Raw genomic sequence first — 12,875 nt, 5'->3', positions numbered from 1 at the left:
GTCCAGCAGGCTGGGGTCCGCAGCTGATGAACGCAATACCGGCAGTCTCCTCCGACCTGCCCGATGGCGTGCCCGACCAGCGCGGCGAGGACCCGGCGGGCGCCGGCCACACCTGGCAGGACCGCGCCCGGGCGCTGGTGGTGCGGTTCGGACCGGCCGTGTGGTGCTACGCGGTGCTCAAGCTGGTCGGCTTCACCGTCTTCATGAAGCTGCTCTCCTTCTCCGGCGACTACGCGAAGAAGCCGGCCCGGTTCGGCGGCGGCACCAACCCCTGGGACGTGCTGGCCAGCTGGGACGGCTGGTGGTACCAGCAGGTCGCCCAGTTCGGCTACCACCCGGCGCTGATCCCGATCCCGGGCGGCCAGCCGGGCTTCACCATCGAGCAGAACTCGGCCGCCTTCTTCCCGCTCTACCCCGGCCTGATGCGGCTCACCTCGGACGTCACCGGCCTCGGCCTGTACGGCGCCGGGATGCTGGTCTCGGTGCTGGCCTCGCTGTTCGCGGCGGCCGGGATCTACGCCGTGGTGGAGAAGCTGTCCGGCCCCCGGGCGGGCGTGATCGCGGCCGGGATCTGGGCGATCGCCCCCGGCTCGGGCGCCGAGTGGGCCGTCTACTCGGACTCGCTGTTCGTCGCACTGGCCGCCTGGGCCTGCTACTTCACGATGACCAAGCAGTGGGTCGCAGCCGGGGCGGTCACCCTGGTCGCCGGGCTCAACCGGCCGACCTCGGCGGCGCTGATCGGCGCCGTCGGCCTGGCCGCGCTGGTCGAGCTGTACCGCCGGGAGAGCGGGGTGCTGCGCCCGCTGGCGGCGATGCTGCTGGCCCCGCTGGGCCTGCTCGGCTACGTGGCCTGGGTGGGCTGGCGGACCGGCGAGTGGGGCGGCTACTTCCGGATCCAGCACGACGCCTGGCTGCACTACTTCGACGGCGGCCAGGGCACCTGGCAGGCGATCCGCGGGGTGCTGCTGGGCCGCAACGACTACCCCTTCGCGTTCCAGGTGCCGGACCTCCTGGCCACCCTGATCGTGTTCAGCCTGCCGGTGCTGATCGTGCTGCTGGTCCGGCTGCGCCCGCCGCTGGTGCTGACCGCCTACACCCTGGCCACGATCGTCTCGGTGCTCGGCAGCCTGGGCATCTTCGGCAACGTCTCGCGCTACCTGCTGCCGGCGTTCCCGCTGTTCATCGCGCTGGCGGTGGGGATGCGCAAGCTCAGCTGGCCGGTGCTGGCGACGGTCCTGGGGACGGGTGCGATCGCCTCGGGCTGGTACGCCGGGTTCGTGATCTTCGAGCTGGGCGTGCCGTAGACCGGCCGACCCGAACCGACAGCATCGCCGAAGGGGCGCGTCCGACCGGGACGCGCCCCTTCGCGTTCCCGCCGGAATCCGTCCCCCACGCCCTCTTGAGCCGACCGATCGTTCGGTTACTCTGTGACGTGTCCCGTCCTCCCCTCTGAGGAGCGCACAGATGCCCGCAGCGGTCACCCACCCCCTCGTCGCCGAGCTGGTCGAGCGCCACCAGGCCACCCTGGACGCCGCGCTCGCCGCCGCCGCGAAGCGCGACTACTGGTCCGCCTACCCCGAGTTCCCGAAGGCCTACGGCGAGAGCGGCCCGGCCGACGGCAAGGCCGCCTTCGACGCCCTCCTCGGCCGGCCCTTCGTCCTCGACGGCCACCCCGGCGACGGCGACCAGGTCGGCGGCGAGGTCTCCCCGTACGGCATCGAGCTGGGCATCACCTACCCGCACGCCGGCCCGGACGCCCTGATCGCCGCGCTGGAGACCGCCCGGCCCGGGTGGGCCGCCGCCTCCCCGCTGGAGCGCGCCGCCGTCTGCCTGGAGATCCTGCGACGGATCAACGCCCGCTCCCACGAGTTCGCCCAGGCCGTCATGCACACCACCGGCCAGGCCTACGGGATGGCCTTCCAGGCCGGCGGCCCGCACGCCCAGGACCGCGGCCTGGAGGCCGTCGCCTACGCGTACGCCGAGCAGACCCGGCTGCCGCAGCAGGCCGGCTGGACCAAGCCCCAGGGCAAGCGCGAGCCGCTGGTGATGACCAAGGAGTTCACCGTCGTCCCGCGCGGCCTGGCGCTGCTGATCGGCTGCAACACCTTCCCCACCTGGAACGGCTACCCCGGCCTGTTCGCCTCGCTGGCCACCGGCAACCCGGTGCTGGTCAAGCCGCACCCGCGGGCCGTGCTGCCGCTCGCGCTGACCGTCGCGATCGCCCGCGAGGTGCTCGCCGAGGCCGGCTTCGACGCCAACCTGGTCTGCCTGGCCGCCGAGCACGAGGGCGGCACCGTCGCCGCGACCCTCGCGGTCCGCCCCGAGATCAAGATGATCGACTACACCGGCTCCACCTCCTTCGGCGACTGGCTGGAGGAGCACGCCAAGCAGGCCCAGGTCTACACCGAGAAGGCCGGCGTCAACGCGGTCGTCATCGACTCCACCGACGACTACAAGGGCATGCTGGGCAACCTGGCCTTCGCCCTCTCGCTGTACAGCGGCCAGATGTGCACCACCCCGCAGAACGTGCTGATCCCGCGCGGCGGCATCGGCACCGACCAGGGCCACAAGTCCTACGACCAGGTCGTCACCGACCTCGCCGCCGCCATCGAGGGCCTGCTCTCCGACGACGCCCGCGCCGCCGCCATCCTCGGCGCCGTGGTCAACCCGGGCGTGCTCCAGCGCTCCGCGGCCGCGGCCGGCGGCGAGTACGGCGAACTCGCCCTCGCCCCGCGCGCGGTGGTCTCGCCCGACTTCCCCGGCGCGACCGTCCGCACCCCGGCGCTGGTCAAGCTGGACGCCGACAAGCCGGACGACCGCTCGGTCTTCCGCACCGAGTGCTTCGGCCCGGTCTCCTTCGCCGTCGCCGTCGAATCCACCCCCGCCGCCGTGGAGTTGCTGCGCACCACGGTCCGCGAGAAGGGCGCCATGACGGCCTCCGGCTACACCACCTCGCCCGAGGTGGAGGCCCTGCTGGTCGAGGCCGCGCTGGACTCCGGCGTCTCGCTCTCGCTCAACCTCACCGGCGGCGTCTACCCCAACCAGACCGCCGCCTTCTCCGACCTCCACGGCACCGGCGCCAACCCGGCCGCCAACTCCGCGTACTGCGACGGCGCCTTCGTGGCCAACCGGTTCCGCACCGTGGAGATCCGCCGCCACAGCTGAGCCGGCGGGGCCTTCCGCCCCCGCCCGAACCCCCGGTCCCCCGGTCGGCCACCCGCCACCGGGGGACCGGCGGTTCACAGCTCCACCGGCGCCCGCGATGATGGAGGCTGGGAGAGCGCCGGAAACGGCGTCCAACCGCCCTCCGAACAACGGGAGCTGATACATGACCGTGAAGCCGACCGAAACCGACGTCGTCATCGTCGGTGCCGGACCGACCGGACTGCTGCTGGCCGGCGACCTCGCCGCCGCCGGGGTCGGCGTCACCGTCCTGGAGAAGCGCGGCACGGAGTCCAACCTCACCCGGGCCTTCGCCGTGCACGCCCGCAGCCTGGAGCTGCTGGACGCCCGGGGCCTGGCCGACGAACTGATCGCCACCGGCCGCCCGCTCAGCGGGCTCCGGATGCTGAACAGGCTCGGCATCGACCTCAGCACGCTGCCCAGCCGCTTCCCGTTCGTCCTGATCACCCCGCAGTACAACGTCGAGCGGGTGCTCCAGGAGCGCGCCGAACGGGCCGGCGCCGTGATCCTGCGCGACGCCGAGGTCACCGGGCTGCGCCAGGACGCCGAGGGCGTCACCCTGGAGACCCGCGACGGGCGCAGCCACCGGGCCCGCTACGCGGTCGGCACCGACGGCGTCCGCTCCGCCGTCCGCGAGCTGCTCGGCATCGAGTTCCCCGGCGAGTCCGTGGTCGACTCCGTGATGCTCGCCGACGTCCGGCTGGAGCGCGAGCCCGCCGACGCGATCGCCGTCGGCGCCAACAAGGCCGGCTTCTCCTTCGTCGCCCCGTTCGGCGACGGCTGGTACCGGGTCATCGCCTGGGACCGCAACGAGCCGCAGGCCGACGGCGCCACCCCCACCCCCGAGCAGCTCACCGCGATCGTCCAGGCCACCCAGGGCGAGGACTACGGCCTGCACGACGTGCGCTGGAGCTCCACCTTCCACAGCGACGAGCGCCAGGCCCCCAACTACCGCTCCGGCCGGGTCTTCCTGGCCGGCGACGCCGCCCACTGCCACTCCCCGGCCGGCGGCCAGGGCATGAACACCGGCCTCCAGGACGCCGCCAACCTCTCCTGGAAGCTGGCCGCCGCCCTCCGCGGCCACGCCACCGACGCACTGCTGGACACCTACCAGGCCGAGCGGCACCCGGTCGGCAGGACGGTGCTGCGCACCTCCGGCGCGCTGATCCGGATCGCCCTCGCCGAGTCCGCCCCCACCCGCGCCCTGCGCGGGGCGCTCACCGCGATCGGCGGCCACCTCGACCTGCTCACCGAGCGCGGCGCCCGGATGGTCTCCGGCATCGAGATCGCCTACCCGGCCCCCAAGGGCGCCCACCCCCAGGTCGGCAAGCGCGTCCCCGACCTCAGGCTGACCGCCCTCAGCAAGCCCGCCGAGGGCGAGCCGGACGGGCCCGAGCGGCTCTACGAGGCGCTGCGCGCCGGGAAGTTCGTCCTGGTCAGCAATGACGAGCTGGCCGCCACCGCGCCCTGGGCGGACCGCCTGGTCTGCGCCGCCCCGGCCGACCCGCACGGCAAGCTGGCCGACACCGTGCTGCTGATCCGCCCGGACGGCTACGTCGCCTGGGGCGCCGTGGACCCGGGCCAGGGCGAGCTGCGCGAGGCCCTCACCGGCTGGCTGGGCGCCCCCGCCGAGAACTGACCCGGGCAGCGCGACGAAGGGTCGGCGGGTGCGGCACGGACGCCGCACCCGCCGACCCTTCGTTCGGTCGTCGGTTAACCCCGCGCCTTCACGTAGTGCCGCGCCGCCTTCGCCCGGTTCCCGCAGACCGCCATCCGGCACCACCGCCGGCGCCCGTTCTGCGAGGCGTCGAAGAAATGCAGAATGCACGCCTCGTGTGCGCACTGCTTCACCCGGTGGGCGCCCTGCCCGAGCAGCGTGAGGAAGTCGTCGGCCGCCAGCCAGGGTGCCAGCCACTCCGGCCGGTCGGCCTCGACCCGCTCCTCGGCCCCGCCCGGCCCGGCCGTCCGCCGGATCCGTCCGTGCGCCAGCACCGCGTCCAGCCCGTCCCGCGCCTCCGGGCCCAACTCGCCCTGCTCGCGGGCGTCCTGGGCGGCGAGCAGGATCGCCTCGCGGGTCTGCCGGATGGCCGCCAGCCCGGCCGCGTCGGCCGTGCAGCGCTCGGCCAGCCCGTTGGAGGAGAGCCAGATCCCGTACTGCTCGACGTCGGTGAGCGCGTCGTTGACGGGCGTTCCGGACCAGCGGGTGTTGAGCAGGTCGAGCGCGAGCGGCTCGCCGATCAGCGGTCGGTGGTCCCTCGGATCCGGCATCAGGTCAGTCATCGCTCTCCCTCGGCTCGCCCCGATTCTACGTCCGTTCCCCCAGCGGGAATTGGTATGGACCGTCGCCGGAATTCCGGCCATTCACTGTATGGAACGCCCGGCTTTCCGGCCCTCCACAGTTGACTGTTTTTTAGCAACCAATTGCCGGACCATGATCCACCGCACCGATCCGCTCTGACATGTTCTAGCCAGTGTTCCTGAACCCCTCGGGACGCCTTGCCCCTTGCCGGTTCCCCACAGCCGGCCGGAGGAGGATCCGTTGCGCCACCGTTCCCTCGCCATCGCCGCGGCGATAGCCGTCCTGCCGCTGACCGCCGTCTCGCTCGGCGTCGCCACCGCACAGGCCGCCACCCCGCACGCCGCCCCGCGCGTCGCCCTGCCGAACACCGTGAACCCCGCGGTGGCCCACTCGGAGAAGAAGGGTGACGTCCCGGCCGAGCAGCAGCTCTCGGTGGCCGTCAGCCTCAAGCTGCGCGACTCCGCCGGGCTCGACCGCTTCCTCGCCGCGGTCGCCACCCCCGGCACCCCGGAGTACGGCAAGTACCTGACGCCGGAGCAGTTCAGCGCGCAGTACGCGCCCACCCAGCAGGCCGTCGACCAGGTCAAGGCCTACCTGACCGCCCAGGGCCTGACCGTCGGCGACGTCAGCGCCAACCGCCAGGTGGTCAACGCCCACGGCACCGCCGCGCAGGTCTCACAGGCCTTCGGCACCCACGAGAGCTCCTACCTCGACCCGCAGCAGCAGCGCACCTTCTTCGCCAACGACGGCGCCGCCTCGATCCCCGCCGAACTGGCCTCCGTGGTCCAGGGCCTGAGCGGCCTGGACAACCACGCGGTGCGCAAGGGCCGGATCGCCCAGCCGCACTCGGTGACCCCGAACGCCGCCACCGCCACCCCGCGGGGCATGGCCCCGGCCCAGTACCGGGGCGCGTACAACCTGGACAGGACCGGCGCCGACGGCACCGGCACCACGGTCGCCCTCTGGGAGTTCGACGGCTACAAGTCCTCGGACCTGACCACCTACGACTCGCAGTACGGCCTGACCGGCCCGGCCGTCACCACCGTCCCGGTGGACGGCGCGAACTACGACTCCTCGCCCGGCCAGGGCGAGGGCGAGGTCGAGCTGGACAGCGAGATCGTCCGCGGCGCGGCCCCCAAGGCCACCCAGCTGCTCTACGAGGCCCCGAACAGCGACCAGGGCGAGATCGACATGGCCAACAAGATCGTGGCCGACAACAAGGCCTCGGTCATCTCGATCTCCTGGGGCACCTGCGAGCCAGACACCACCGCCTCCTCGATGACCGCCGTCGACAACGCCTTCAAGCAGGCCGCCGCCCAGGGCATCTCGGTCTTCTCCGCCTCCGGCGACGACGGCTCCAAGGACTGCACCCGCTCGGCCAGCGGCGCGAGCGTCACCTCGGTCGACTTCCCGGCCTCCAGCCCGCACCAGACCGGCGTCGGCGGCACCAACCTCCAGGTCACCAGCGGCAACGGCTACTCCTCGGAGAGCGCCTGGAGCACCGCCGGCGGCGGCGTCTCCACCGTGTTCGGCAAGCCGAGCTGGCAGACCGGCACCGGCGTCGGCGGCACCATGCGCACCGTCCCGGACGTCGCCTCCAACGCCGACCCGCAGAGCGGCTTCGCGATCTACACCGGCGGCGGCTGGAACGTCTACGGCGGCACCAGCGCGGCCGCGCCGCTGTGGGCCGGCTACGCCGCCCAGGTCAACCAGAAGGCCAAGGCCGCCGGTCAGCCCGCCCTCGGCGAGGCCAACCCCAAGCTGTACGCGGTCGCCAACAGCGCCAACTACGGCACCACCTTCCACGACGTGACCACCGGCGCCAACCAGGACTTCGCCGCCAAGACCGGCTACGACCAGGTCACCGGCTGGGGCAGCCCGGTCGCCGACGCCCTGACCACCGCCCTGCTCGGCGGCGGCAGCACCACCCCGCCGACCGGCGGGGGCTGCACCGCCGCCCAGCTGATCGGCAACGGCGGCTTCGAGACCGGCACCGCCGCCCCGTGGACCACCTCCTCGGGCGTCGTCGACAACGGCACCTCCCAGCCCGCCCACTCCGGCAGCTGGAAGGCCTGGCTGGACGGCTACGGCAGCGCCCACACCGACACCCTGTCGCAGACCGTCACCGTCCCGGCCGGCTGCACCGCGGCGACCCTCACCTTCGCGCTGCACATCGACACCGCGGAGACCGGCTCCACCCCGTACGACACCCTGACCCTCCAGGCGAACGGCACCACCGTGAAGACCTGGTCCAACGTGAACGCGGCCGCCGGCTACGTGCAGCAGACCGTGGACCTGACCTCCTTCGCCGGCCGGACCGTGACCCTCAAGTTCACCGGCGCCGAGGACGGCTCCAACCAGACCAGCTTCGTGATCGACGACGTCGCCCTGAACGTCAGGTGATCACCGTCCGTTAGCAGCACGCAGACCCCCGCCGGGGCGGCGCCGTCAGGGCCCGCTCCGGCGGTGTCCGTTTGCGCCCGGTTCCCCACCGTTCCCGGCGCAGCGTTCCAACCGTGTTTCCGGACTGTTTCAAGATCGCTAACCATCCGGTCCACCTGCTGTGACCACTGTCATCCGCACGACTGATGACGTAGCCTCTCGACCGTGCGTAGGGTTCCCCAAAGCTCGGTGAAGCCGCTCACAGCGCGCCCCGGCGCCGCCCCGGTGCCACCGAAGTCACCTGGTGGGGAGGTTCACCGCATGGCCGCACAGCAGCCTCAGGACGCCGCGCGGCTGCGGCTGGTCGGATCGCGTACGGAGCGCCCCGACCCGCCCCCCGTCCCGGCTCCCGCCCCCAGCCCGGGCCCCCCGGCGCCGTCCGCCGGCCGCCCGGCCCCGGCCGGCGGCTTCGCGGACGCCCTGCACCTGGCCATCGAGGCCAGCGGCCTCAGCCTGGACCGGATCCGCGCCGCGCTCGCCCAACGCGGCGTCAGGGTCAGCGTCACGACGCTCAGTTACTGGCGCCGCGGCCGCAGCCAGCCCGAGCGGGCCAGCTCGCTGCGCGCCGTCCACCTGCTGGAGGAACTGCTCGGCCTGCCGCACAGCGCGCTCTCCTCCCTGCTCGGCCCGCCCCGCCCGCGCGGCCGCTGGGCCGCCGCCGCCAACACCCTCCACCTCGGGCTGGAGGACGTCTGGCCGGGGGAGCAGGAGATCTCCGAGATCTTCGCCGAACTGGACGCCCCGCCGGCCGGCGAGCTGGAGCGGCTCAGCATCCACGACTCGTACTACGTGGACGCCGAGCGCCGCGCCAACCTGCTGCGGATGCGCCAGGTGGTGCGCGCCACCGTCGGCGGCGTCGGCCGCTGCCTGGTCGTGCACAAGGCCGACGAGGAGGCCACCGGCTGCCCGGAGATCACCTCGGTGCGGCACGGCCGGCTCGGCCGGGTCCGCCGCCGCCCGGAGGTCGGCCTGACCGTCGCCGAGCTGATGCTGGACCGCCCGCTCGGGCTCGGCGACAGCACGGTCTTCGAGTACGAGGTGGAGATCCCGCCCGGCGGCCCGACCATGGAGTACAGCCGCCGCTTCGCCACCACGGTGCGCGAGTACGTGCTCCAGGTGCACTTCGACCCGGCGGCCGTCCCGGTGCACTGCGAGCGCTACGACCGCGAGCCGGGCGCGGACGTCGACCACCGCCGCGAGCAACTGTGGATCGGCGCCTCGGCGAGCGCCCACGTCCTGGCCCCGGACCAGCAGCCCGGCCACATCGGCATCCGCTGGGAATGGCCGTAACCGCATCACCCCCCGAACGCCCCGTCGGACCGGATCCGACGGGGCTTTCGCATGCCACCCCCAAAACCTAACCCCTTCAAGCCATCACACCGGTTGACGCCCCATCACCTAACCCATAACCTAACCAGTACCGGTTAGGCAGTCGCCCGCCGGAACCCACCCGGGAGGGACCAGGCATGTCCGGCACCACCACACTCCGCACCCTGCAGACCGGCCACGTGGGCCTCAACGTCACCGACCTCGACCGCTCGGTCGCCTTCTACCGCGCCGTCCTCGGCCTCGACCTCACCCACCAGGGCACCGACCCCGAGCGCCGCTACGCCCTGCTCGGCCGCGACGGCCGCCTGGTGATCACCCTCTGGCAGCAGAGCACCGGCACCTTCCCCACCAGCGCCCCCGGCCTCCACCACCTCTCCTTCGAGGTGGCGGACCTCGACGAGGTCCGCGCCACCGAGGAACTGCTGCGCACCCTGGGCGCCGAGTTCGCCTACGACGGCGTCGTCCCGCACAACGAGGGCTCCGCCTCCGGCGGCATCTTCTTCACCGACCCGGACGGCATCCGGCTGGAGGTCTACACCCGCACCGGGCTGGCCGACACCGCCGCCGAGGCCCCCCACAGCTCCGCCCCCACCTGCGGCTTCTTCTAAGCGATGACCGCCACCCCGTACCACCCCGGCGAGCGGCAGGCCCAGGCCCGCGCCGGAGTGACCGAGCGGGCCGACCACGCGGGCCGGTCGATCCGCGACACCGTCCCGGCCGTGGCCGCCCGCTTCCTCACCGAGCACCGGACGCTGGTGGTCGGCGCCGCCGACCCGGACGGCCGGGTCTGGGCCACCCAGCTGTCCGGCCCGGCCGGCTTCCTCCACGCCCCGGACGAGCGCACCGTGACGATCGCCGCCCACCCGTCCGAGGCCGACCCGCTGGCCGAGGCCCTGGCCCGCCCCGCCCAGCTCGGCACCATCGCCCTGGACCCGGCCGGCCGCCGCCGGATGCGGCTCAACGGCCGTTCGGTGCCGGACGGCCGGGGCGGGCTGGTGGTCCGCGCCGAGGAGGTGGTGTCCAACTGCCCGAAGTACATCCAGCGCCGCAGCCCGCTGGACCGCCCGGGCGCGGGCACGCCCCGCACGGTCGCCGAGGGGCCGGTCCTGACCACGGCCCAGCGGCTGACCACGGCCACCGCCGACACCTTCTTCATCGCCACCACCGGGCCCGACGGCCGGGTGGACGCCTCGCACCGCGGCGGCCTCCCCGGCTTCCTGGAGGCCGTGGCGCCGGACACCGTGCGCTGGCCCGAGTACCGCGGCAACAGCATGTTCCTGACCCTCGGGAACCTGGAGCTGGACCCGCGGGCCGGACTGCTGCTGCCCGACTGGGAGACCGGCGGGGCCCTGCTGATCACCGGCGAGGCCCGCACCGACTGGTCCGAGGAGGCCCGGCAGGCCGCCCCCGGCGCCGAGCGGATGGTCGAACTGACCGTCACCGGAGTCCGGGAGATCGCCGACGCCACCCCGCTGACCTGGACCGATCCCGAGTACTCGCCCGCCAACCCGCACTGACCACGGATCAGATTCGGACGACGACCCTGGGGGCACCTCCCGGCCGAAGGCTGGGGAGGGTCCTCACCCGTCCGGCGGAACCCGCCGCGCCGCGCCCCGCCCGCTTTGGGACTTTGATCCCGACGGCACACGTTCGGAAAGAGGCGGAGCATGACCCGCACCGGCAGCCCCTCACCACTGATCGAGTTCACCGAGGTCGACCCCGAGGAGGACTGCATATGCGGGGGCTGCAGCGCCCGCCGCCGCGCCCGGCTGCACGCCGCCCCGGTCCACGAGGGCGGGCACGCCGCGACCCGCAGCATCCGCCGCCGGGCCGCCGTCCTGGTGGCCGCCGTCGGCACCGCGATAGGCGGCGGCACCGCCGCCGCAGCCCCCGCACCCGGCCCCACCCCGGGCGGCAGCAGCACCGCCCAGCCCCCACGGACCCCGCAGGGCGAGGTCAGCGGCCTCCACGGCCAGGACCCCGGCGCCCGCTCCGCCGCCCAGCCCGTCACCCGGGCCCAGATCGTCCAACGCGCCCAGGCCTGGGTCGACCAGGCCGTGCCGTACAGCATGGGCAGCTACTGGTCCGACGGCTACCGCCAGGACTGCTCCGGCTTCGTCTCGATGGCCTGGGGCCTCGGCAGCAGCCAGACCACCTGGACCCTGCCGGACTTCGCCGAACGGATCGACCGGAACGACCTCCAGCCCGGCGACGTGCTGATCTACAACAACCCGGCCAACCCCCAGGCCGGCTCGCACGTGACGATCTTCGGCGGCTGGACGGACTCCTCCCGCACCCGCTACCTGGCCTACGAGCAGACCTCCCCGGGCACCAGGAAGCGCTCCACCCCGTACGCCTACTGGAACAACTCCGGCTCCTACCTCCCGTACCGCTACACCGGCCTGTCCAGCGGCAGCAACGACAGCACCACCGGTTTCCCCGGCGCGGACAAGTTCGGCCCCGGGGCGAACAACGACTACGTCACCAGGCTCGGCCGGATGCTGGTGCAGCGCGGCGGCTCCCGCTTCTACACCCAGGGCCCCGGCCCCCGCTGGACGGAGAGCGACCGCAGGGCCACCCAGGCCTTCCAGCTCGCCCAGGGCTGGCGCGGCAGCGAGGCCGACGGCATCCCGGGCAAGGACACCTGGGCCTTCCTGGTCAACCACAAGGGCCGCGACATCGACGCCGGCACCCCGCCGCCGTCCCCCTGACCCGCCTCAGCGCCTGCCCGACATCCAGTGGAACAGGCCCATCGCCACACTCGTCGCCAGGTTGAAGCTGGACACCCCTGCCTGCATCGGCACCGCCACCAGCCGGTCGGCCCGCTCCTTGAGCTCCGCCGACACCCCGTGCCGCTCGGTGCCGAAGGCGAGCAGCGCGTCGTCCGGGAACGGCAGGTCCCGGATGTCCGTGCCCTCCGGATCCAGCACGTACAACGGCCCGGCCGGCAGCTCCGGCAGGTCCACCCGCTCCACCGCCGTGGCGAAGTGCAGCCCGGCGCTGCCCCGCAGCACCGTCGGGTGCCATGGATCCAACTCGCCCGTGGTCACCACCCCGGTCGCCCCGAACCCGGCCGCCAGCCGGATCACCGCCCCGACGTTCCCCAGGTTCCGCGGATTCTCCAACACCACCACCGGAGCCCGCCGCGGCAACCGCCCCAACACCGCCCGGTTCACCGCCACCGACGGCCGCGCCGCCAACGCAACCACCCCGGTCGGATGCAACCGCGGCGCCAACCCCCGCAACCGCTCCTCCGCCACCTCCACCGCCAACCCGTCCAACGCCGCCACCACATCCGGCGCCAACTCCCCGGCCAACGCCAGCAAGGCCCCCCGGTCCACCGTCAACACCCGCCGAACCTCCCCCCCGAACCGCAGCGCATGCTTCAACGGATGAAACCCGTCCAACAACACCGCCCCCGCCGCCACCGCCCGCCAATCCCGCACCACCTCGTCCTCCATGCCCCCACTCTCCCACCCCCACCAACCCCACCCCACCCCCCGCACCACCCCACCCACCCCCACCACCCCCCTCCCCCTCACCCGACCCAGGCGAGAGGGACGCGCTGCGGGAGGGGGCGGTGGAGGGGGTGGGTGCGGAGAGGGGCGTGACGGGTGATTTT

Annotated in this window: 10 protein-coding genes; 8 read left to right on the top strand and 2 right to left on the bottom strand. The window is 73.5% G+C overall.

From position 1 onward, the window contains the following. Nucleotides 1–26: 26 nt before the first annotated feature. The 3 genes from AB0F71_RS33955 to AB0F71_RS33945 all read left to right on the top strand — a co-directional run bounded on the left by AB0F71_RS33955 (nt 27) and on the right by AB0F71_RS33945 (nt 4,822). A complete protein-coding gene (locus AB0F71_RS33955) occupies nt 27–1,304 on the top strand; it encodes a glycosyltransferase family 39 protein (RefSeq protein WP_360242954.1) in 1,278 nt (425 codons plus the stop codon). A gap of 160 nt (nt 1,305–1,464) precedes the next feature. After that, nucleotides 1,465–3,165: a phenylacetic acid degradation protein PaaN gene (paaN, locus tag AB0F71_RS33950; RefSeq protein WP_360242951.1), complete on the top strand. Its 1,701-nt coding sequence runs from the start codon at nt 1,465–1,467 to the stop codon at nt 3,163–3,165. A 163-nt stretch (nt 3,166–3,328) separates the two neighbouring features. After that, entirely contained in the window at nt 3,329–4,822 is a 1,494-nt protein-coding gene (locus AB0F71_RS33945; protein WP_360242948.1) for an FAD-dependent monooxygenase, read from the top strand. 74 nt (nt 4,823–4,896) lie between these two features. Here the strand turns inward: AB0F71_RS33945 and AB0F71_RS33940 are convergent, their stop codons facing one another. Then, nucleotides 4,897–5,463, bottom strand: coding sequence for a CGNR zinc finger domain-containing protein (locus AB0F71_RS33940; RefSeq protein WP_360242945.1), 567 nt, complete (start codon nt 5,461–5,463; stop codon nt 4,897–4,899). A 259-nt stretch (nt 5,464–5,722) separates the two neighbouring features. Between AB0F71_RS33940 and AB0F71_RS33935 the strand changes: the two genes are divergently transcribed. The 5 genes from AB0F71_RS33935 to AB0F71_RS33915 all read left to right on the top strand — a co-directional run bounded on the left by AB0F71_RS33935 (nt 5,723) and on the right by AB0F71_RS33915 (nt 11,964). Continuing rightward, nucleotides 5,723–7,885, top strand: a complete 2,163-nt coding sequence (locus AB0F71_RS33935; protein ID WP_360242942.1) for a protease pro-enzyme activation domain-containing protein — start codon at nt 5,723–5,725, stop codon at nt 7,883–7,885. Nucleotides 7,886–8,185: 300 nt separating this feature from the next. After that, nucleotides 8,186–9,214 (top strand): XRE family transcriptional regulator, encoded by a 1,029-nt coding sequence (locus AB0F71_RS33930; RefSeq protein ID WP_360242939.1) that lies wholly within the window; start codon nt 8,186–8,188, stop codon nt 9,212–9,214. Nucleotides 9,215–9,390: 176 nt separating this feature from the next. Continuing rightward, nucleotides 9,391–9,861, top strand: a complete 471-nt coding sequence (locus AB0F71_RS33925) for a VOC family protein (RefSeq protein ID WP_360242936.1) — start codon at nt 9,391–9,393, stop codon at nt 9,859–9,861. A gap of 3 nt (nt 9,862–9,864) precedes the next feature. After that, nucleotides 9,865–10,770, top strand: coding sequence for a pyridoxamine 5'-phosphate oxidase family protein (locus tag AB0F71_RS33920; RefSeq protein WP_360242933.1), 906 nt, complete (start codon nt 9,865–9,867; stop codon nt 10,768–10,770). A 150-nt stretch (nt 10,771–10,920) separates the two neighbouring features. Further along, nucleotides 10,921–11,964 carry a peptidoglycan-binding protein gene (locus AB0F71_RS33915; RefSeq protein WP_360242930.1) on the top strand — a complete coding sequence of 348 codons (1,044 nt, stop codon included), beginning with the start codon at nt 10,921–10,923 and terminating at the stop codon, nt 11,962–11,964. A gap of 6 nt (nt 11,965–11,970) precedes the next feature. On the opposite strand, the gene AB0F71_RS33910 is transcribed toward AB0F71_RS33915, so the two are convergent. Next, a complete protein-coding gene (locus tag AB0F71_RS33910) occupies nt 11,971–12,714 on the bottom strand; it encodes a TrmH family RNA methyltransferase (RefSeq protein ID WP_360242927.1) in 744 nt (247 codons plus the stop codon). Between the last annotated feature and the right edge of the window lie 161 nt (nt 12,715–12,875).

This window comes from Kitasatospora sp. NPDC028055, assembly GCF_040637885.1.
In the GTDB taxonomy this organism is placed as follows: domain Bacteria; phylum Actinomycetota; class Actinomycetes; order Streptomycetales; family Streptomycetaceae; genus Kitasatospora.
The sequence above is the reverse complement of the archived record's forward strand: the minus strand, read 5'-3'. Positions and strand labels throughout refer to the sequence as shown.